The sequence below is a fragment of the Campylobacter sp. RM9334 genome, from assembly GCF_020138145.1.
Classification (GTDB): domain Bacteria; phylum Campylobacterota; class Campylobacteria; order Campylobacterales; family Campylobacteraceae; genus Campylobacter_E.
This window is the reverse complement of sequence record NZ_JACGAX010000013.1, coordinates 31,592-53,823: the sequence shown is the minus strand read 5'-3', so window position 1 is coordinate 53,823 and position 22,232 is coordinate 31,592. Positions and strand designations below refer to the sequence as shown.

The window sequence follows — 22,232 nt, the reverse complement described above, 5'->3', positions numbered from 1 at the left end:
GTGTAAAAATATTAATCATTATTGTATTCATACGAAAATCTCTTCTAAGCGAGCCTTTGTATATGCTTTTTTCAACTTTTACACGAAAATCCGTATGTAAATTGCCTGTTTTTTTCTCTGTTCTTGCAAGTGCTAAATCATAATTTGCTTTTTTATATACAAAAAAACTTTTGCCTACACCTAAAGCGTTTAATTCTTTAGCAACCTGCTCCATTTTACTAGGACTTACATCATAAATCTCTATATCATAATCATTTGTATTATTACTTAGATAAATATCTCTAACACAACCACCCACAAAATAAGCTCTTTTTGTGTATTTTGATAAAATTGATTGTATTGTTAAAAAAGTCTCATCATCCCAAGGAAGCATTAATTTTTTAAACGCTCTTCAATACTTGCTAGTAAAAATTCAATAAAAGATATTGTTATTTCTAATCTTTTTTGTAAATCTTCTTCATTTTGCTTGGTGTTTAAAGCTTCAAAAAGAACTAAAATTCTTTCTTTAATTTTCAATAAATATTGCTTTTCATAAGTTGATAGCATAGCTGTGCTAGTAGTTTCTTTAGCTCTTTGAATATCTTCAATCTTAGCTATTATCTCTTCTTCGCTACTGATTTCATTTACTGCTTTTACTTCATTTATTTGCTCTTCTTCAGTTTTTTCATATTCTTTTTTAATCTCTTCTGCTGCTACTTGAGATAATCTATCAATCATTTGTGATAATTCTTCATTATTCATATATTTATTAGCCACCTTTTAAACTCATTATATTCTTGTTCGCTTTTAGCATTCATAAAAAAATCATACATTAATAAATTAAGTTCAAGTTTATGCACCTTAGCACCACTTAATCTATAAATACCTTCTTTAGCTGCTTGATTGTTTTTATCACGCTTTAAAATATTTTTATATATTTCAAGGGCTTCTTCTCTTAGCCCTTGTTCTTCATAAATCTTTGCTGCGGTAATTGTTTGCATTAGCAATACTTCGCTACTAATTCGCCCATTTCTTGGGTATTTAATTTAATTTTTGCATTAGCTAAATCAGCACATCCATAGCCTTCGCTTATTACTCTTTTTACTGCGTTTTCTATTTTTGATGCTGATACTTCATCGTTTAATGCAAATCTTAGCATCATAGCAGCACTCAAAATTGTAGCAATTGGATTTGCTATGCCTTGACCAGCAATATCAGGAGCACTTCCGTGAATTGGCTCATAAAGTCCAACTTTTCCACCTATACTAGCACTTGCAAGTAGTCCGATTGAGCCAACTACCATACTAGCTTCATCGCTTAAAATATCTCCGAATAAATTCTCTGTTAAAATCACATCAAATTGCTTTGGATTTTTAATAAGTTGCATAGCAGCATTATCTACATACATATAGCTTAATTCAACTTCAGGATAATTTACAGCCAACTCATCGCAAACTTCTCTCCATAAAGCTGAAGTTTCAAGCACATTAGCCTTATCTACCATACATAATTTTTTGCGGCGTTTCATTGCACTTTCAAAACCAATTTTTGCAATTCTAATTATCTCATCACGAGTATAAACCATTGTATTATAAGCTCTATCTTCTAGTTTTTCTCTAGGTTGTCCAAAATAAATTCCACCCGTTAATTCTCTTACTACAAGTAAATCAACGCCTTTTACAACACTAGCTTTAATAGTGCTAAGCTCTTCAAGTCCATCATATACAAAAGCAGGACGAAGATTTGCAAATACTCCTAAAGCTTTTCTAAGTGCTAATAATCCACTCTCAGGTCTTAAATGGCGTTCTAGCTTATCCCATTTTTCTCCACCAATTGCACCAAATAAAACTGCATTAGAATTTAATGCTACATCAATAGTTTCTTGTGGTAAAGGAACTCCAACCTCATCAATCGCAGCCCCACCCATTAAGCATTCAGTATATTCTAAATCAGGGCGAACTACTTTTAAAACTCTTATAGCTTCATTGATTATTTCAGGGCCTATTCCATCGCCTTTAATTACACAAATTTTATTCATTTTGCAACCTTACTAGCGTATTCAATCAAACCACCCGCATTTAATAATTCTTGCATAAATACAGGGATTGGATTTATTTTATAGCTTTCGTTTTTTGTGATATTTTTAATAATTCCATTTGTAATATCTATATCTAATTCATCATTTTCTGCAATTTTATCAGTATCGTTACACTCTAATATTAAAAGCCCAGTATTATATGCGTTTCTATAAAAAATTCTCGCATAAGTTTTTGCGATTACACATTTAATATTTGCAGCTTTAATAGCAATTGGTGCGTGCTCACGACTAGAACCACAGCCAAAATTCTCTCCTGCAACTATGCAATCATTTTCTTTAATTTCTTTAAAAAATCCAGGTCTAGCATCTTCCATAACATAACTAGCTAATACTTTTTCATCACTTGTATTTAAATATCTTGCGGCTATGATTAAATCTGTATCTATATTATCGCCAAACTTAAAAACTCTCATTAAAGCTCCTTAAAAATTATAATTAATACCCAACATAAACTTATTAGCAAAATAATCTTTAGCATAATTTAACTTATAATTTATCCCAAGATTAAGCCTATCGTTAAAAGAATAACCTAAACCTAAATTAATATTAGTTAATAGTTTTTTTGAAAAACCATTACTAATATCAATGCTATTTTGATAGCTTATATTTTTTGCCTTTAATAAATAATGTTTGTAAAAATTATATTCTAAATCAACACTAGCTAACAAGTTTAAATAATTTAAATTTTTCTTATACTCAAGTCCTATATTTGAATAAGTAAAAAACTTTTTAAAGCTATTAACACTTACGCTAAAATCATTACCTAATTCATTAAAAGAATTTTGTTTATAAAAAATACCATTTAAAGCGACAAAAGGATAAAAATCATTCAATTTATAAGCAAATTTTAAAGTATATGCTAAAGAATTATCATAAAATTTCGCATAATTGCCAAATCTTTCTGTCTTATTTAAAGTATTAATATAACTTAATTTATTATTGATATAAAAATCATCTAAATTAAAATTCGCATTAGCAATTAAGCCAAGAGTTCTTGCATTGTTTTTAAAATCATCATTATAAATATTTGAATTATTATAAACAAAACCTAAAGCGAATTTAAAATCATCTTTTATTAAAGCATTGCTAATTAAAGTCTCATTTGAGCTTTCTTTTAAATAATTAATTTTATTATATTTATAGCTTTGTTCTATATTAAAATCATCTTTTAAATCATTTGCTTGAATACTTTTAACCTTTGCAATATTCATTAAACTATTATCGTATAAATCATTAGCAAAAAGCTTATTTGTATTTTTTGCTAATTCGTCTTGGGTAGTATTTAAAATACTAGCATAAAACAAATCAGCTCTTCTTAAATTGTATTCAGCTTCGCTTAAATGCCCATCTAAATTAATATTATTATAAGCTAAATCATCGCTTGTTTTATCTCTTTTACCAACTTCGTATTCTAAATAATTATCAAGTTGATTAAACAATAATTGATAATTTTTGCTTGCAAAATCATTTAAATTATTAATTTTATTCAAATCAATTCTTTTAACCATAACGCTTACTTTATCATTAGTATAAATTGGCTCATTAATTTCTAAAAAGGTTACTAATGATTGCACTGATTTAAATCTATTTTCAATGCTTTTTGCCGTTAGAATATCTACATTTTGACCTTGAGTTATATTTGCACCTGATTTAACACCTACTAAATTAAATTCCCCGTCTAATTTAGCATTACCTAAAACTCTAAAACTCTCGCCTAAATTAGAATAAATCTTGCTATTTGCACCTAATTCAAGGCTACCTAAAGTTAAACCTTCGTTTATTAAAACACTATTATTTGTAATACCACTTGCAGTTGTATTGCTTACTCTTAAAACACCATTTGTATTTGTAAAATGTGCTTGATTTTTCTTACCAGTTAGCCACAATGTGCCGTTTTTAATCTCGCTATTACCTTTAAAAGTATTATCCCCACTTAATACTAAAGTCCCAATTCCATCTTTAATAAGACCAAAATCACCTTTAATATTATTTGAAAATACATATAAATTATCTAAATCCACATTAGCATAAAAGTCTTTTCTAAACTCAGCAACCCCATTCATAGCACGAGTAGGATTTAAAATCCCTACCCCAAAACGAGCCTTAATATCATCAGCATTATTTGTAGTGCTTGTAACCTTAAATGCGGTTGTAAATAAACTCTCTTTAATATTATCATTACTCATCCAAGGGTATTTTTCATAAATTAAAGCCGCCACACTAGCAGTTATTGGGGTGCTATAACTTGTGCCTTCAATTCCATTTATTTCAAAAGGAGCTGAAATACAATCATCCCAACCATTTTTCTTGCAAGTATTTCCGTGATGAAAAACTTCTTTAATTGCTCCATCATTATCTTGTATGTAAAAATGCTTACCATATTCATCTACTCTTGCAGCATTGGTTTTATATCCTAAAACAATTACCCAACCTTTTCTTAAAGGACTATCAAGTGGGATTGCGTGGGTTGTAAAAGGCTTATTAATATTATCAGTAATATTACCTGCTGCATTAAAAACTAAAGCATTATTTTTCATAATTGCTGTATAAAATATGCCTGTATTTGGACTTGAATAATCTAAATTACTATATTCATAAGATTGATTAAAAAACCTAACTCCACTATTTGATAAAGCATCAATTGTAGCGGCTAAATTAATATCATCGCCAATTTCACTTTTACTAATAGGATTTACTATATTTGCAAATTTAATCTCACTTGCAATTGTATTTGCAGTATTCATCACATTTTTGCCGTGTAAAATAGGACTATTATTGCTATCTTTTAAAAAAGAATTTGAATAGTTTTTACTTATAAAATTATCATCATCTATCCTATTTGCCAATGAATTCCATTTAGTGTGATTTGTCTTTTTATAATCAAAATACTTATTTACTAAGACATTTTTTAAATCATCAGTCCCCGAATCATTTACCCCAATAATTATTCCTTTTCCTAAAAAGCCTTGATTCCAATTAGGGCTAAATCCATAGCTAGTTTGATTATTATTTGACCTTGCAACTTCTTTGTTTGAATAGCCTGATGGATTATTTGCACTTTGAAAAGTAGCTAAATTTGTATCATAAAGCTTAGCAAAAACACTAATAGTAGCAGTATCAGTTTTAGTGTTTAACTTAGTGGCTATATTGGTTTTTTTAGGTATATTAATTACAGGCAAATTAGAATAATCCGAAATTATTTTGGCATTTTCAACTATATTTTGAAAATTCTCATTAGTTGATACTTTAGCTGTAGGTTTATGTGGCCTTGAAATAGAAGTATCTTGTGAAGATTTTATATTAGGAGTTTGAGTATTAGCTCCGCCACCGCCACCGCCACAAGCACTTAATAAAAATATAGAAGCAATTAATGATAGTTTAAAATTCATATAAAAATCCTAAATTAAATTTATTTGCAAAATAATTCTTAGCAAATGAATTATTATAATCAAAATTAAAATTAATTTTACTATTTAAACGATAAGATAAATTAATACCTAAATTAAATAAATATTGTTTATAAAAGCCATTTGATATTTTTAATTCATCAGAAAAATCATATTTAGCTAAAAAATAATAATCTTTATTGAAATTATATTCTAAATCAGCATAAGTTTTAAGATTTAGCTTTTTAAAAGCAAAATTAGAATTAATTCCTAAATTAGCATAATAAAAGTCTTTATTAAACTTATTAAACGATAAAGCTAATAGATTGCTATTTTCATTAAAGCTATCTTGAAAATACTTCAAATAATTTAACCTAAAATAAGGACTAATATTATTATTTAATCCTAATTCACTTGAGATTAAAAAGGCTTTATTTTTAAATTTTGAGCTTAAATCAAATCTATTTGCATTATTTTTAATATCAAAATACGAAATCAAATTCTTAGAATAATAATCATCTAAATCTATTTTATAACCTGCTAAAAAGCCTAAAGTTCTTGAATTGTTTTTAAAATTATCATTATAAATCCTAGCGTCATTATAAACAAAAGCAAGACCTAAATTATCAAAATTATTAGCTATTTTATATTCACTTGAACTTTCTTTTAAATCACTAATTTTATTGTAATTATAACTTACTCCGAAATTATCAAAATTTATTTTATTTAGTGATTTTATCCTTGCGATATTTAAAATTGAGTTTGTATAAATATCTTCTGCAAATAATAATTTCGTAGTAGATGCTAATTCATCTTTTGTTGTATTTATTATCGCATTTGCAATCATATTATATTTTAAAAACTCGCTTTCGCTTAAACCACCATTTAAATTCACTTCTTTATAATTTGCCTTATCCAATGGTAAATCAGGCTTTTTTGTTTCATAAAGCAATCTATCAAATTTTGAAAATAAACTTGTGTAATTTTTCTTAGCATAAGCATTTAATTCAGGTAAAGTATTTAAATCATCAATTTTATCTACCTTAATACTTAAATTATTTTTATCATATATTGGTTCGCTTAATTTCAAAAATGTAGAATTTGGTTTTATATTTTTAAACTCACCTTCAATACTTCCTGCTGTTAAGATATTTTCTCTTTCTTTATTTAAAGTATAGCCGTATTTAACCCCAACTACATTTAAATCCCCATTAAGTATAGCTTTATTAATTACATTAAATTTTTCGCCTATATTTGTATAAACTACGCTTGTATTAGCTAATTTTAGGTTATTAACTTCCATTCCTTCATTAACTAAAATTCCATTATTGGTTAAATTTGCAGCACTAGCATTACTCATTCTTAATATAGAATTATTAGTGATACTAGCTTTATTTGAATTACTAAGCCACAAAACACCTTTTTTAATACTTATATCTCCTGTAAAAGTGTTTTTTCCACTTAAAGCAAGAGTTCCAATCCCATCTTTAATAAGCCCTGCATTACCACTAATATCATTTGAGAATACATATAAATTATCTATATCTACATTAGCATTAAAATCATGCCTTAAACTTGCAACTCCATTCATTGCTTTTGCTGGATTTATAATGCCTTCTCCAAAATGAGCTTTAATATCACTTGCACTTGCTCCATAAACCTTATAAGCTGTTGTAAAAATACTCTCTTTAATATTATCATTACTCATCCAAGGATATTTTTCATAAATTAAAGCACCAAGAGTTAAAATAGCTGGGGCACTAAAGCTAGTTCCTGCATTATTATTTATTAAAAAAGGAGCTGCTATACAATCATCCCAACCATATTTTTTGCAAGTATTTCCTGCAGAATATACATATTTTTTAACCCCATTATCCATAATATAATAAATATTTTTGTAATCTTTTTTTGGTTTTTCATCATAATAACCAAGTGCAATTATCCAACCTTTTCTAAGTGGGCTATTAATAGGTAAAGCATGAGCTGAAAAATCTCCTGTTGTTTCCTCATTTCCCGCTGAACTAACTATAAGAGCATTATTTTGCATAATTGCTGGATAAAAATTCCCAACTAATTCTTCGCTTTTATTAATTTCGCCTATTTCTGCAAAAGAACGATTAAAAAACCTTATCCCACTATTTGATAAATAATCAATTGTAGCGGCAAGATTTATATCATCTCCTGAACTTAACTTATTTTTATATGCATCAAGTAAAGGTAAAGGCACATTAGCAAATCTTATATCCTTTGCTAAATGATTTGCTGTATTCATTACTAGCATTCCATGAGTTGCTTTTGCTTTTGTTTTTTCATTAATCAAAACAGAGCTTTTGTAAGTGTTAGCAGTAAAATTAGTATTTTTTAATCTATAATCTAGTGATTTCCAATGTTTTCTATCTACTTCTTTATATTCATAATGATTATTAAAAGCTAATTTGCTTAAATCACTTGTCCCTGTATCTAGGATAGCTAAGATTATTCCTGTTCCTAAAAAACCTTGATTCCAATTAGAGCTAAAGCCTATATTTGTAACATAGATTGATGAAGAATTTTGCGGTGTGAATTTTAAATAACTACTATTATATAAACTATCTTCTAAATTAAAATTAGCAGTAGGCAAATAATTTGTATAATCTTTATTAATTGTGCTTTGATTATTTGAATTATTTGGCTCTACACTAGCAGCACCACCGCCACCACCACAAGCACTCAAAAACAATAAACTAAGTAATAAAACACTATATCTCAATGTAAATTCCTAAAAAATAATTTCGTGTAAAACATAAAAAACACAAGTTGCTAAAATAATGCTAATAAAACCTTTTTTAAACATTATATGAGAGATTAAGGCAACAAGCCCAGCCACCAAATAATCACTTGCATAAGGTGGGTTTTCATAATCTAATCCTTTATATAAAAAACAAACTAAGATAACCATAATCAAAAGTGGCATATGTTTTTCAAGATACATTAAAAGCTCATTTGGTTTTTTTGTCCCAAAAAATATATAAGCTAAAGCCTTTAAAACAACAGCACTAAAACCAGCAATTAATAAAGCACTCATCGTATAAGACATAATTTCTTTCCTAAAATCAATATAAAAATTCCTGAAAAAATACAACTTAACATCATATATTGTTTATCTATGAAAAATAAACCTATAAGCCCAAGAGTTAAGGCTATGAAAAATACTTTATTTTCTTTATGTTTTATGTAAAGTTCGTAAGCTAAAACTATAAATAAAGCATTTAAAGAAAATCCTAAAGCACTATAATCAGCCTTAGCAAAACTTGCTATAAAATACCCTACAATACAACCAAAAATCCAATAAAAATGATTAAAAGTTAGAATTAATACGGCAGTTTTTTTATCATAATCTTTTGCACTAAGTAAGGCAAAACTCTCATCAGTTAAAGTAAAAATCGCATAGTATTTTATAAAGCCTAAATCTCTAAAATATTTTAAAGCTCCTAAAACATAGAAAAAATGTCTAAGATTTAGCAAACTTGAAGCTATTAAAATCTCTACTAAACTAGCACCCGAGCTAAGTAAAGATAATAATAAAAATTGCAATGACGCAGAAAAAACAAAAACAGCAGCCACAAAAACTTCAAAAAAACTAAAAGAATTTGAATAAGCAAGAATGCCAAATGCAATACCAATTACTATATAAGCAACAGCAACGGCAAAAGTATCAATTAAAGCTTGTTTTATCATTTTGTATACTTTTTGATATATTCATCTACATTGCTTACTTCTTGTTTTTTTATAACTTTTTCTTGTTTTACATTATTATCATCATCTTGAAAATATATGTAATCAATCCCAAAAAGTATTCCTATAAATATAATTAATGGTATTAAAAAAATCATTTTCTCTCCTAAATGTATGCTTATAAATAATAACAAATTTTTTTAAAAAAACAATTCAAAAATTTTAAAAAAATCCCCTTAAAATAGAACTTTTAAAAGGATTTATAATTTATTATTTAATTCATAAAACTTTTAAAAATAATTAATACTTTAATTATTTTTCATCAATCAATCTAGTAATTTCACTATCTTTTAAATCTTTTGCTAATTCGCTTAATTCTTTTTTGTTTTTAATACCTAAGGCTTTTAGATTTTCTAAACGAGAACTAATACTACCTTTACCATATAAATGAGTATCAATTTTTAAAAAACCATTTTCGCATTGTTTTTTTAATTTTTCATAATCTTCATAAAAACTAGCGTATTTATCATAAAATTTACCAAATTCATTAAAGACTTTTAAAGCGTTTTGATTTACTTCATAGTTTTTCCAGCCAAAATAAATCATTTTAAGTCCCATAAAAAGCGTAGTAGGACTTACTAAAAATATCTTTTTAGCTTCGGCTTTTTTAAAAATCTGCGAATCACTTTCTAAGGCTAAATCTAAAATATTTTGATAAGGCACAAATAAAATCACATATTCATTTGCAAAATCAACTGCTAATTCATAATCTTTTTTCGCAAGTTCATTTATCCTAGCGTTTAAATTATTTGCAATTTCATCTTTATAAACTTCTAAATTATCACTACTTGGTAAAGAAAACTTAGAATCAATAATAACGCATTTGTTAGGTTCAAAATACACAATCGCATCTGGTCTTTTTGTATTATTATCACTATCTTTAAAGCTTTCTTGCATAAAAAAATGCTCGTTCTCAATAAGCCCACTAGATAATAAACACTGCTTAAGCATAATCTCTCCAAAATCCCCGCGAGCCTTTTTATCACCTTTTAAAATATTAGCAAATTCATCAGCCTTTTTACCCAAATTCTGACTTGTTTCAAACATTGTTTTTATATTGTTTTCTATACTTGTATTTTGCTTTAATAAAGCTTTTTCATATTCGCTAATTTGCTCCTTTAAAGGGCTAAAAATCTTGTTTAAAAGCTCATTTGAATTATTTAATAATACTTTTGTGTTTTCTTCATAAATTAATTTTGAGCTTTTTTCATTTTGCTCTTTTAGGTTATTTTCTAAGGTTTTTAAAGTATTTTCATATTTTTCTTCTAAAGATTTTAAATTGTTTTCATACAATTTTACTTTTTCGTTTAAAGCTTCGTTTTTAGCATTTTCTAAATGGTATTTAGAAGATAAATTATCTAAAATATCTTTTGTATTTTTTAAGTTTTCGCACTCTTTTTCAAATTGCTCTTTAGTATTTTTAAGCTCTTCATTTAGCCTTGAAAGTTCTGTATTTAGAATTTCATTTTGATTACGCTTGTTTGCTATTTCAGCATTTATAAAATTATTCTCGTTTTTTAATTCTTTATAATCATTTTCAAGATTACTTATTTTTTCGCTTAAAGCCGAGTTTTGAATATTTAAATTATTTCTTTCATTTTCAATTTGCACTAAATTATTTTTATAATTATTTAATTCTTGTTTTAAATTCTCACTCAAAACACTCAAATATTCTTTATCTTTAGCAAGAGATAAAAACTCGTTTTTAAGCGAGCTCTCACTCTTAAAAATATTTATATAACGAATATAAAAAATAATGCAAACTATAAAAAATACAATACTAATAATGGCTAAAATTAGCTCATTTGTCATTTTCTAAAACCTGCAATAATCTTTCATAATCAGCCTTTGTATCAATACCAAAAGACTTTGTATTAATCTCGCACATTTTAATGATTTTGCCATTTTCAATAGCTCTTAATTGCTCTAATTTTTCAATATGCTCTAAGCTTGATTTAAGAGTTATAAATTCTTTTAAAGACTTAGCTGTATAAGCGTATATGCCTAAATGATGATTGTATTTTACACCCTTTTTATCTCTATCATAAGGAATTGGTGCTCTTGAAAAATATATAGCATTTTGCTTAGTATCAAGGACTACTTTTACCATATTTTCATCACTTGGAGTATCTTTTATAGTATAGCAACTCGCCATAAAAAATTCATTCTTAAATTCATTGCAAAATTCTTTAAACTTAATTAAATTGCTAAGCTCAAATAAAGGCTCATCTGCTTGAAGATTTATAATTAATTCATCATCATTAAGACCTAAAATATCAACGCATTCAGCTAATCTTTCAGTCCCACTTTCGTGAGTTTGCTTTGTCAAAATAGCTGTTAAATTATATTCTTTTGCCAATTCTAATACCTTAGAACTATCAGTGGCAATCACAACCCTATCAGCCTTACTAGCATTTAAAGCTGTGTAAATACACATAGGAATGCCTTTGATTGGCACTAAAATCTTTTCACTAAAACGACTTGATTTAAGTCTAGCAGGAATTATAATCATTGCTTTATCCATTCTATTATTGTTTTTTTAATCTCATCTACTTTTATATCTTTTGCATAATAATTAGTTGAATTTAAAGCATTTAAAAGACTATCATTAAGCTTATAATTATACTTTTTAGCCAAATCTTTAATGCCACTTAATTCATCTTTAAATATACCTAAAGCTTTTTGAATACTAGGGGTAAACTTAGTCCATTCAGCAGTAGAACAAATCACATTAAAACTATCATCAAGAGCATTAATAGCTGTTGCTGTATGTGGGTCTAATAAATAATTTTTATAAGCTTTAATATTTTCTAAAGTTTCGGTATCACTGCATTTATAAGCTATAAAATGTTCTTTTAATCTAGCAAGTTCATCTTTAGTAATTTTAAAATATTTATCACTTTCAAGACTTAAATATAATTGTTTAGTTCTACTAGCTCCGAAGAAATAATACATTAAGCGTTCAAGATTTGATGATTTTAAAATATCCATAGCAGGAGAATAAGTGCATTTAAACTCACGATTTCTTAAATCATATTCGCCTGTAGTAAAGAAATCATAAAGAATTGTATTTTCATTGCTTACGATTTTGATTTTATCTATATTTGCACCCATTTGCTTAGCATAAAAACAAGCAAGTGCATTACCGAAATTCCCACTAGGAATTATCACATTTATTGGGTTTTTGTATTGAAGACTAAGATAATAATGATATAGCAATTGATAAGTAATTCTTCCAAAATTAAGTGAATTTGCAGCACTTAGATTTAAGCCTTGATTTTTTACAATTTCTTTAAATTCTTTATCATTTAATAGATTTTTTAATGTGCTTTGAGCATCATCAAAATTACCATCAATTGCTAAAACTAAAGAATTACCATAATCTACATTAGCCATTTGACGCTCTTGAACAGCACTTGTTTTTCCTTTTGGGAAAATACAAACTACTTTTGAGCTTTTGTTTTTACTAAATGCACTAAGAGTTGCTGGGCCTGTATCTCCGCTAGTAGCACAGATAATTAAATGTTTATCATTATCCATAAGTCTTGCAAGTGGTGCTAATGCTAAGTCCTTAAAAGCTCTAGTTTTTCCGTGAAATAATTCACATATATCAGTTTTACTATCAAGTTTTTTGATAACAAAAGGCTCTTTAGTATCAAAATCTAAATATTCATCTAAACTCTTTTCAAAATTACTCAAATCATCACTCAAACTTGAAAAAATCTTTTTAGCAAATTCTTTATAACCCAAACCTTTTAATTCATCTTTATTAAATACTTGCAATTTACTAGGACAAAACAATCCCCCATCACTTGAGAGTGGATTTTTAAGTGCATTTGCAAAATCACTCGTAATGTTTTCATCTCTACTTGAATAAAATATCATTATTTCTCCTTTAAAAATTCTAAATACTTATCTTTTGCTTTAAATTTATAATACACAAACTCAAAACATTCGTAATTATGGTGTTTTTTGATTATTTTATAAACCTTTTTTATATTTTTTGATTTTATTTCTAAACTAAACTCATCATCATTAATAATTTTTCCGTCCCATTTATAAATACTTGTAATTTTAGCAATATGAATACACTTGCTAAGCTCTTTTTTGATTATTTTATTTGCAATTTTTTTAAGCAATTCTAAATCATTGCTGGTTGTCTTTATAAGATACATTAAATTCCTTTAAATAATTAAATATAGCTGTTTTTAACTCATCAAAAATTATTAATTCTTCATCAATTAATATAGTTTCTAAATTAAAATCTTTTATTTTTACATAATCTTTTTTGGTTAGCAAAATATATTTTGCATTGTGCTTTTGCATAAGATTTATTAGCTCTTCTTTATTAAAGCTTGAATGGTCGTTATAAAAATAATAAGCTTTTACTAAATCTTTATATTGCAATAATCTAAAAGGCTTTGCAATAGCTGATATTAAAATCATATCTTCTTTAATGTCTTTAATAAAAGAAGTCCTTTTAAAATGTAAATCTTGATAAGCATTAAAATCTGCAAATTTTTCATAACTTTTAGGAAGTCTATAAGCTCCACTTGGAAGGGTAAAATTATATTTATATTTTATATTTGAGTTTAATAAAATATCAAATTTTTTTATATTTGTCTTAGAAAAAGCATCATCTAAAATAATACATTTTGCACCCAAACTAATAGCCTTTTGAATGCCTTTAATTCTATCTTCACTAACTATCACATTTGCTTTTGTAAATAAAGCGTGTTCTAATGCTTCATCACCTGCGTTTAAATAATCACTTAGAATTTGATTATGCAATTTTACTACAAGCAAACCTTTGCTTTTGCGTTTATAACCACGAAGAATAATAAAAATATCATCGTTATAAATAGGATAAAGCATATCGCTTAAAGCCTTGCAAAATGGGGTTTTACCATTACCGCCTACACTGATATTTCCTACGCTAATTATTGGAATTTTAAAATCATTTTTCTTTGTAGATTTAAAGTTTTTACTAGCAATAAAAGAATATATATAAGAAAACGGCAAAAGAGTGAAAATTAAAATCTTTTGCCATAAATTAGGATTAAAAAAATATCTATCAATAAAACCCATTAAATCCAGCTTGAATCAAGAGTTTTTATAGCATCACAAACTCTTTTTACATCTTCATCGCTAAGATTTATGTGAATTGGTATTGATAAAATCTGAGCATAGTTTGCTAAAGCATTTGGAAAATCATTGATTTTTAGATTATATTTTTGTTTATAGTAGCTTAAGAAATTTAAAGGTATGAAATGAATTCCTGTATTTATCCCCATTTCTTTTAGTTTTTTAGCAAAATTATCTCTATTTTTATCAACCTTTATTATGTATCTTAAAAATGTGTGTTCTGGGGTTGTTGTAGGCAATTTAATATGTTTTAAACCTTTTAGCTCTTCATTATAAATATTTGCTATTTCTCTTCTTCTTTTTAAGTAATATTTATAATTTTTTACTTTAGATAAAGCTAAAGACGCACATACTTTAGTGATTTCATACTCATGTCCAATATCTGTTACATCATAAAAATATCCAAGATTGCCATCATCTCCCCAAGCATTTGATGAAATTCCATTTGAGTTTAATAATTTTGCTCTTTCATAAACTTTTTCATCATTAATTACTAAAAATCCGCCTGCAAACACAGGGTCTTTTCTCATAGCATTAAACCCAAAAGAAGATATTAAATCCTTAGTTCCTACTAATTCGCCTTTATACTCCATACCAAGTGCAAAACCACAATCATTTATTACAGATACATTGTATTTTTCACATAAAGCTCTAATTTCATCAAGTTTTGCTGCAAGTCCTGCGGTATGATTTACAAAAACTGCTCTTAATTTCTTGTGATTATGTTTAATTAGTGCTTCTTCTAAACTCTTTATATCAATATTAAAACTATCAAGCTCAACATCTACAAAAATAGGTTCAGCATCAAAATATCTAATACTTTGAGCAATTGTTGGAAATGAATTTACAGAGCAAATTACCTTATCTCCACGCTTTAAATCAATCGCACTTAAAGCCAAATGGTGTGCTGCTGTGTGATTATTGGTTAAAACTATACGAGAACCTTTATAAATTTCACTTAAACTATCTTCTAATAATTTAATACTATTTATATCATTATCTAATGATTTAATTAAAAACTCTTTATCATCTTCTGTAATTACATTTAAAAAACAAGAAATTTCTTTCATATTTATGACCTTTTAAATATTTTTATATTTTCTCTTTTGAACTTATTTTTATTTATTCTATCTAATAGTTTTATATAATTATTATCAATTATATTTTTTTCATAATTTTTTAAAAACTTATCAATTTCTGTATAAGTAAAACCAATATCGCTCTCATCATCTTGACCTTCATAAAGGTCTGCGCTTGGTTTTTTACTAATTATATTATTAGGTAGTTCTAAAAATTTAGCAAACTCAAATAATTCACTCTTGTAAAAATCACCTAAAATATTAAAAGCACAGGCTAAATCTCCCCAAATAGTGCCATATCCTAACATTAATTCACTCTTATTGCTTGTCCCTGCTACTAATAAATTATGCTTAGCTGAATAATCATATAATAAAGTCATTCTAATCCTAGCTGCAAAATTTCCTATTAATACCTTATCATTAGAACCACTTGCTTTAATAAATTCATCTAAAATGTTTTGAATATTTATAATTTCATATTTTAAAGCATATTTATTTGCTAAATTAATAGCGTCATCAAGATTTGTTTTATTTGAAATATTAGTAGGCATTATAAGACAATGTGGCTTTTTTTCGCACTCGCTTAATATTCTTAATACAATAGCACTATCAAGCCCACCACTAAGCCCTAAAACAGCACCATTAAAATTTTTTAATATTTCATTAGCAAATGAAATCATTTGATTTTTAATATTTTGCATTATTTATCCGTTTTTAGGGGCATTTTATAAAATAAATATTAATCAATTCTATTATAACTTGGCTTTAAAAAACCATCTTCTATTAATTGATTAATAGCAAGTGCTGCAACAGGTAAAGCTGTTTGGGCTGCATAATATCCTTCTTTATCTTTATCAGGACTCATTACTAAAACACCAATTGTGTATCTATTGTTTTCATCATTTGCAAAACCGAAGAAATTTGCATTATATTCTCTTTCATATTTTCCACTAACGCTAATTCTTGCTGTTCCTGTTTTACCACCTACGCTAATTCCTAAAGGCCAATATTTTGCTAAAGATTTTTGATTTGCAGTTTTTATTAATATCCTATTCATCTGCTTTGCAATTTCAAGTGGCAAGACTTCTTTTTCTGTTTTAGTATATATTTCTTTTAATTCCTTATCTTCATTATAATATTTAGCAATTTTAGGACTAATCCAAATTCCACGATTGTTAAATACATTATAAGCTGCTAAAAGTTGTATAAAGGTGGTTCTAAAACCATATCCATAAGCCATAGTATTTTTTTCTACTTCATAAGTTTTTTTAGCATCTTTTATAAAACCTGCTTTTTCATAAGGCAAGTCAATACCAGTTAAATTTCCTAAATTAAATTCCAAATAACCATTAATTAATTCTTTTACATTTTCTTTATTAGAAATTTGAACCATTCCTATATTTGATGAATGAACTATAATATCTTCAGCAATCATACTATCCATAGGATGTGTATCTGTTATGTAAAACTTATCAAGCTTCATTCTTCCGCCATAAGTCTTTACCCATTCAAAAGGGGTTATACGATTTAGTTTTAATAAATTAGCAAAAGCAATTGGTTTAATTACCGAGCCTGGTTCGTATTCAAATTCTACAGCGTCGGTATTTAAATACGATAAATCACTTTTTCTATGATATGGGTCATACCTTTTGCTAGTTGCTAGTGCAATTACACTTGCGTCTTTGCTATCTAAAATGCCTATTATTACTTGCTTAGCACCAAAATTTTTTCTAGCAACACTTGCTATATTTTCTAACCCTTTTTGAAGCTTTAAATTTACATTTAAATATACATTACTACCATTAATTCTATCACTTAAAAAACTATCAGAATTTATGATTATATTTCCACCAATATCCTTACTACCTGTTATTTTATAATCACTTTTAGGACTTAAATACTGCTCATAATATTTTTCCAAACCCTTTTTTGGAATATTTGAATATATTCCATCTTCTAAACTTAGTTGAGAATAACCAAGAATTGGGGTTAAAATATCTCCTTTAGAAAAAACTCTTTCTTCTTTATGTTCAATTATCTCAAGTCTTCTTGTACTTACTTTTCCATTTGCATTTTTAAAGGATTTAAAAAATCCTGAAACATAAAGTTTTTTAGATAATTCTTGTAAATAACTTGCGGCTTTTGAATCAATATCTTTTGATAAAACAAAATTATAAACCTTTTTTTGCTTTAAAGCTTTTAATAATCTTGCTTTAATATCTTTCATTTCTTTATCATCAATAAAGGCATAAATCTGAAATAATTTTAAAAAATAATCTAATTTATCTAAATTAATACTTCTAATATCAATTTCAGCTCTATAAATTCTTCTACTAGTTACTAATGTATATCCATCAGCACTAATAATATCTCCATTTAAAGCACCTACTCGCTCACCTCTTTCAATACTACCTACATTCCTTTCATTAGTTTTGCTTCTAACAAAAGAAAAAATAATAAAAAAAGAAGCGAGCAACAAAAAAAACAATACTATAAAAGTCTTTTTACTAGGCTCGTAAGGTGTTTGCATTTTTTATATTTGAGTTCTACTTATCTCTTTGTATGCGTTAATAGCTTTATTTCTAACTTCTAACATAAATTTCATACTTGTTTCAGCCTTGTTAATAGCAATAGCTGCTTGATGTAAATCTTTCACATTTCCAGTAGCTACATCAGCCATAGCTTTATCTGATACAATTTGTTCTTTATTTAGCTCTTCTAATTCTTGTTTTAAAGCATCTGCAAATGAAAAACCATTATCAACTTTATTAGAATTTGATTTGGTATTTTCAATACTTTGAATCAAACTTGGATTGATTTTAATATTATTCATATTTTAAATTCCTATCTTAATAAATCAATAGCACTTTGAGCTATTGTTTTAGCACTTGTAAATGCTGCCACATTTGCTTGATAAGCCCTTGTTGCCTCAATTAAATTACTCATTTCTACAACAGGATTTATATTAGGATATGCTACATATCCTTTAGCATTTGCATCGGGATGATTTGGCTCGTATTTTAATATAAAATCCTTATCATCTCTTACTACTTTATCTACTACTACACCCATAACAGCAGGCTTTGCTTCAGGAAAATTTACAGGGTCATTTAAAGGATTTTCATACTCAAAAAAACTATTTTTAGAATTAATTTCTTCATTTAAAACATCATCAAAATTAACGGCTTTAAATACTACATCTTGCCTTCTATAAGGACCACCTTCATTTGTTCTAGTAGTATTTGCATTAGCTATATTTGAGCTAATTAAATTCATTCTAAATCTTTGAGCGCTTAGTCCATATCCACTAATATCAAAATCGCTTAAAAATGCCATAAATTATCCCTTAACTTAATTTAGAACTACTCTCAATTATAGTTCTTACAACTTCACTTTGTTTTTTTAGCACAGAATCAAGCGCACTAATCATAATTGCGTTTTTGCTTAATTCACTTGTTTCTACATCTAAATCAACGGTATTTGCATCATTTCTTTGCAAATGTCCATCTCTAGCAAAAATAGTTCCATTTTCGCTATTTTCAAATTCTAATGGTTGTAAATGCCTTTCATTAGTAACTGCTAGTTTATTACTCATACCTTTTCCAAAATGCATAAAATTTGTAGCTGCAATTTGTGCATTTTGTGTAGTTTTGTAAAGTTTATTTGCATTTTCATTTAAGGCTGTTTCAAAATCAATATCTCTTGATTTATAAAAAGGAGTATCAATATTAGCTATGTTTGAGCTAATTAATTTATTTCTTAAATCTCTACCGGCTAAGGCACTTACAATCAATGGTTTAGATTTATAAAATTCCATTTTCTCTCCTTAAATTAAAATGCAAAAATCCCGTAGCAAATAATATTCCAAAACTATTAATAATAATATACTCTTGTAATATTTACCCAATTTTCACTAAACTAGCTATTTATTTTCAAATTTTATGAAAGGATAAGTATGGCTAGTAGAAGAAGCTTTATGGGCTTTACATTAGGCGCTGCTGCGGCTGTTGGTGGTGTTTTTACACTAGTGGGTATGAAAAAAACTTGGGATCCACTTCCTAGTGTAAAAGCAGCAGGTTTTACAACCGTTGATTTATCGCCTTTAGCTGATGGAGAGCTAAGAACTGTTGAATGGAGAAAAAAACCAATATTCATTCTAAAAAAATCAAGTGATATGGAACAAAGCAATACAGATATAATAGCAGGAGATGCAAGATATACGGTAGTAATTGGACTATGCACTCATTTAGGTTGTATTCCAGCATATCATTCAGCTGATAAAGAATTTGTTTGTGCCTGTCATGGTGGAAAATTTAATGTAAGCGGAAAAAATATGTCAGGACCACCTCCTAAACCACTTGAAATTCCACCTTTTTCAATTGATGGAACTAAATTAGTTTTAGGAGAAGTTGGCAAAGAGTATGAAGAAATTATGAAAAATGTAGGAAAGGCTTAATCATGGCACATTTTGAAAAATCAAATGGAATTGTTGATTGGCTAGATCAAAGACTTGCTATCAAAAAATTTATGCAAGTTATGATGACACAATACTGGATTCCTAAGAAAATTAACTTTTTATGGGCAATGGGGGTAATTTTACTTACTATGTTTGCAATACTATTTATTACAGGACTTTTACTTGTAATGTATTATAAACCTGATGTTGCACTTGCTTTTGATAGTGTAAATAAAACTATTATGCAAGAAGTTGAATATGGTTGGCTATGGAGACATATGCACGGGGTTGCTGCGTCGGTAGTATTTTTAGTAATGTATATACACTTATTAACAGGTATTTATTATGGCTCTTATAAAAAAGGTCGTGAAATCATTTGGATAAGCGGTATGGTATTATTCGTATTATTCTCTGCTGAAGCATTTAGTGGTTATATGCTACCTTGGGGACAAATGAGCTATTGGGCTGCTATGGTTATTACTAATCTTTTTGGTGGTATTCCTTTCATAGGACCTGAATTAGTTGAATGGATTAGAGGTGATTACGCTGTTGGAGATGCTACATTAAATAGATTTTTTATGCTACATGTTTGCTTATTACCAATAGTTGTTATTGCATTTGTTGCAATTCACTTTTATGCTTTAAGATTTCCACATGTAAATAACGAAATTGCTGAAGAAATTGATTTTGATTTAGAAGCTGAAAAATATTTAGCTGGCAAGAAAAAAGAAGCTAAAGTTATATCGTTTTGGCCTGATTTCTTATGTAAAGATATTTTTTATGTTTGCTTATTTATGATTTTCTATTTTTATCTAGTATGCTTTCACTATGATTTTGCTATGGATCCAATTAACTTTGAACCAGCAAATGCACTTAAAACTCCACCACATATTTATCCTGAATGGTATTTCTTATGGAGTTATGAAATCTTAAGAGGATTTTCTTATGAAGTTGGTCTTGCTTGCTTTGGTATAGCTCAAGTAATTTTCTTTGTATTACCATTCCTAGACCGCTCAAATGTAGTAGCACCTGCACATAAGCGTGGAGCATTTTTTGTATGGTTTTGGCTATTAGTAATTGATATGATTGTTCTTACTATTTATGGTAAATTACCTCCTGTTGGAATTAATAATACAATAGCAACTATTGCTTCTGTTACATTTTTAGCATTATTAATAGTAGTTTTACCAGTAATTACTCTTATGGAAAGAAAGGCTAAGTAATGAAAGAGTTAAAAATATTTGCAATATTAGTTGTATTCACAGGTATTGTTTATTGGGGAGTTGAGCCTTACGCTCATTCACAAATGCACGAACATACTAGCGAAGTTAATTTTGATTTTAAAGCAGGCGATATAGCTCAAGCTGAAGTTGAATTAAAAAAAGCTAATGAAAGTGGTAAAAAAGATGATATTGATTTTGCTACAAAAAAATTAGAAGATACTAAAAAACTTTGGGCTAATGTTAATAAAATAGCTAGTTTAAAAACTGATGTTGAAGCTGGAAAGGCTGATTTTGAAGCTAATTGTGCTAGCTGTCATAGAGTTGAATTTGATGAATTAGTAGCTGCTGATGATGGAATTAGCGCTCAAGGTATTATTTATCCTGATTTAAGCACAGCAGGAGCTATTTATGATAGTAAATTCTTAATGGCAATTTCTCTTAATCCTGCACTTGCTATGAAAAATAACAAAAAATATAATGATGAAAATCCACATCCTATGATGACAGCGTTTTTAGAAGATGATGGCAGTATAAGTGATGAAAATGCTCAATCAGTTGCTAATATAGTAGGATATTTAAATAGTATCGGAAAAGCTGCTCTTGAAGCAAAAAAAGCAAAAATTGCTAATGAAATAAATGCAAGTAAATTAAGCGATAACGAAAAAGTTGCAAAAATTAATTTTGAGAACAAAAAAGTTATCTTTGAAGAAGCTTGCGGAAGATGTCATGATGTTAAATATGATGGTTTTATTGCTAAAGTAAATGGCGGAGATTTAAAAGATTATATGGGTTCAACGCCACCTGATTTATCAATAATAATTCGTGCTAAAGGAGATGAGTATTTACATAAATTTATAAACGATACTCAAAAACAACTTCCAGGAACTGCAATGCCTAGAGTTGGACTTAACGAACAAGCTCAAAATGATGTTGTTGCTTATTTAACTAGCGTTGGAGATAGTAAAAAAGCTGAACGCGAAGATTTAGGATACAAAATAATGGCTTATTTTGCATTATTAGCAATATTAGCTTATGCTTGGAAAAACGCAATCTGGAAAGAACTACATTAAAAAATTAAGCTAGGTTTTCCTA

Annotated in this window: 23 protein-coding genes and 1 pseudogene; 3 read left to right on the top strand and 21 right to left on the bottom strand. The window is 27.5% G+C overall.

The features are described 5' to 3' along the window. From AVBRAN9334_RS06625 to AVBRAN9334_RS06525, 21 genes and pseudogenes are all read right to left on the bottom strand, one after another. Positions 1–373, bottom strand: a pseudogene (locus AVBRAN9334_RS06625) (CCA tRNA nucleotidyltransferase); the annotation flags it as partial. Next, positions 373–756 (bottom strand): CiaD-like domain-containing protein, encoded by a 384-nt coding sequence (locus AVBRAN9334_RS06620; RefSeq protein ID WP_336607319.1) that lies wholly within the window; start codon positions 754–756, stop codon positions 373–375. The pseudogene AVBRAN9334_RS06625 and the gene AVBRAN9334_RS06620, both read right to left, overlap by 1 nt. Continuing rightward, entirely contained in the window at positions 738–980 is a 243-nt protein-coding gene (locus tag AVBRAN9334_RS06615; protein WP_214117843.1) for a hypothetical protein, read from the bottom strand. Before AVBRAN9334_RS06615 ends, AVBRAN9334_RS06620 begins: the two co-directional genes overlap by 19 nt. Next, positions 980–2,017 carry a 3-isopropylmalate dehydrogenase gene (gene leuB, locus AVBRAN9334_RS06610; protein WP_336607318.1) on the bottom strand — a complete coding sequence of 346 codons (1,038 nt, stop codon included), beginning with the start codon at positions 2,015–2,017 and terminating at the stop codon, positions 980–982. Before leuB ends, AVBRAN9334_RS06615 begins: the two co-directional genes overlap by 1 nt. After that, a complete protein-coding gene (locus AVBRAN9334_RS06605; RefSeq protein WP_214117845.1) occupies positions 2,014–2,490 on the bottom strand; it encodes a 3-isopropylmalate dehydratase small subunit in 477 nt (158 codons plus the stop codon). Before AVBRAN9334_RS06605 ends, leuB begins: the two co-directional genes overlap by 4 nt. A 9-nt stretch (positions 2,491–2,499) precedes the next feature. Beyond that, positions 2,500–5,466, bottom strand: a complete 2,967-nt coding sequence (locus AVBRAN9334_RS06600) for a S8 family serine peptidase (RefSeq protein WP_336607317.1) — start codon at positions 5,464–5,466, stop codon at positions 2,500–2,502. Then, complete coding sequence (locus AVBRAN9334_RS06595) at positions 5,456–8,212, bottom strand: S8 family serine peptidase (protein ID WP_336607316.1); 2,757 nt, start codon at positions 8,210–8,212, stop codon at positions 5,456–5,458. Before AVBRAN9334_RS06595 ends, AVBRAN9334_RS06600 begins: the two co-directional genes overlap by 11 nt. Positions 8,213–8,221: 9 nt before the next feature. Beyond that, positions 8,222–8,539, bottom strand: coding sequence for an AzlD domain-containing protein (locus AVBRAN9334_RS06590; protein WP_214117848.1), 318 nt, complete (start codon positions 8,537–8,539; stop codon positions 8,222–8,224). Beyond that, positions 8,524–9,180 (bottom strand): AzlC family ABC transporter permease, encoded by a 657-nt coding sequence (locus AVBRAN9334_RS06585; protein WP_214120295.1) that lies wholly within the window; start codon positions 9,178–9,180, stop codon positions 8,524–8,526. The genes AVBRAN9334_RS06590 and AVBRAN9334_RS06585 overlap by 16 nt, the downstream gene beginning before the upstream one ends. Next, complete coding sequence (locus AVBRAN9334_RS06580; protein WP_214117850.1) at positions 9,177–9,335, bottom strand: hypothetical protein; 159 nt, start codon at positions 9,333–9,335, stop codon at positions 9,177–9,179. Before AVBRAN9334_RS06580 ends, AVBRAN9334_RS06585 begins: the two co-directional genes overlap by 4 nt. A gap of 154 nt (positions 9,336–9,489) precedes the next feature. Further along, positions 9,490–11,049 carry a DNA recombination protein RmuC gene (gene rmuC / locus AVBRAN9334_RS06575; RefSeq protein ID WP_214117851.1) on the bottom strand — a complete coding sequence of 520 codons (1,560 nt, stop codon included), beginning with the start codon at positions 11,047–11,049 and terminating at the stop codon, positions 9,490–9,492. Next, positions 11,039–11,749 (bottom strand): 3-deoxy-manno-octulosonate cytidylyltransferase, encoded by a 711-nt coding sequence (kdsB, locus tag AVBRAN9334_RS06570; RefSeq protein WP_214120293.1) that lies wholly within the window; start codon positions 11,747–11,749, stop codon positions 11,039–11,041. Before kdsB ends, rmuC begins: the two co-directional genes overlap by 11 nt. Continuing rightward, a complete protein-coding gene (gene thrC, locus AVBRAN9334_RS06565) occupies positions 11,746–13,122 on the bottom strand; it encodes a threonine synthase (RefSeq protein WP_214117853.1) in 1,377 nt (458 codons plus the stop codon). Before thrC ends, kdsB begins: the two co-directional genes overlap by 4 nt. Next, positions 13,122–13,412, bottom strand: coding sequence for a divalent cation tolerance protein CutA (gene cutA, locus AVBRAN9334_RS06560; RefSeq protein ID WP_214120292.1), 291 nt, complete (start codon positions 13,410–13,412; stop codon positions 13,122–13,124). The genes thrC and cutA overlap by 1 nt, the downstream gene beginning before the upstream one ends. Further along, positions 13,384–14,325 (bottom strand): tetraacyldisaccharide 4'-kinase, encoded by a 942-nt coding sequence (locus AVBRAN9334_RS06555; protein WP_214150325.1) that lies wholly within the window; start codon positions 14,323–14,325, stop codon positions 13,384–13,386. The genes cutA and AVBRAN9334_RS06555 overlap by 29 nt, the downstream gene beginning before the upstream one ends. Beyond that, a complete protein-coding gene (locus AVBRAN9334_RS06550) occupies positions 14,325–15,452 on the bottom strand; it encodes a DegT/DnrJ/EryC1/StrS family aminotransferase (protein ID WP_214117856.1) in 1,128 nt (375 codons plus the stop codon). Before AVBRAN9334_RS06550 ends, AVBRAN9334_RS06555 begins: the two co-directional genes overlap by 1 nt. Positions 15,453–15,454: 2 nt before the next feature. Continuing rightward, the gene (nadE, locus tag AVBRAN9334_RS06545; protein WP_214117857.1) at positions 15,455–16,162 is read right to left on the bottom strand and encodes an NAD(+) synthase; all 708 of its coding nucleotides are present in this window, start codon (positions 16,160–16,162) and stop codon (positions 15,455–15,457) included. Positions 16,163–16,200: 38 nt separating this feature from the next. Next, the gene (locus tag AVBRAN9334_RS06540; RefSeq protein ID WP_214150324.1) at positions 16,201–17,991 is read right to left on the bottom strand and encodes a penicillin-binding transpeptidase domain-containing protein; all 1,791 of its coding nucleotides are present in this window, start codon (positions 17,989–17,991) and stop codon (positions 16,201–16,203) included. A gap of 3 nt (positions 17,992–17,994) precedes the next feature. Continuing rightward, entirely contained in the window at positions 17,995–18,294 is a 300-nt protein-coding gene (gene fliE / locus AVBRAN9334_RS06535; RefSeq protein ID WP_214117859.1) for a flagellar hook-basal body complex protein FliE, read from the bottom strand. Positions 18,295–18,305: 11 nt separating this feature from the next. Then, positions 18,306–18,797, bottom strand: a complete 492-nt coding sequence (gene flgC, locus AVBRAN9334_RS06530) for a flagellar basal body rod protein FlgC (RefSeq protein WP_214117860.1) — start codon at positions 18,795–18,797, stop codon at positions 18,306–18,308. Positions 18,798–18,807: 10 nt separating this feature from the next. Further along, the gene (locus AVBRAN9334_RS06525) at positions 18,808–19,278 is read right to left on the bottom strand and encodes a flagellar basal body rod protein FlgB (protein ID WP_214117861.1); all 471 of its coding nucleotides are present in this window, start codon (positions 19,276–19,278) and stop codon (positions 18,808–18,810) included. Between the two features lie 138 nt (positions 19,279–19,416). Here AVBRAN9334_RS06525 and AVBRAN9334_RS06520 point away from each other — a divergent pair, with 138 nt between their 5' ends. The 3 genes from AVBRAN9334_RS06520 to AVBRAN9334_RS06510 are packed head-to-tail and all read left to right on the top strand — an operon-like array spanning position 19,417 to position 22,210. Further along, positions 19,417–19,917: a Rieske 2Fe-2S domain-containing protein gene (locus AVBRAN9334_RS06520; protein WP_214117862.1), complete on the top strand. Its 501-nt coding sequence runs from the start codon at positions 19,417–19,419 to the stop codon at positions 19,915–19,917. 2 nt (positions 19,918–19,919) lie between these two features. After that, positions 19,920–21,140 (top strand): cytochrome b, encoded by a 1,221-nt coding sequence (locus tag AVBRAN9334_RS06515; protein ID WP_214142682.1) that lies wholly within the window; start codon positions 19,920–19,922, stop codon positions 21,138–21,140. Next, complete coding sequence (locus AVBRAN9334_RS06510; RefSeq protein WP_336607315.1) at positions 21,140–22,210, top strand: c-type cytochrome; 1,071 nt, start codon at positions 21,140–21,142, stop codon at positions 22,208–22,210. Before AVBRAN9334_RS06515 ends, AVBRAN9334_RS06510 begins: the two co-directional genes overlap by 1 nt. Positions 22,211–22,232 lie beyond the last annotated feature (22 nt).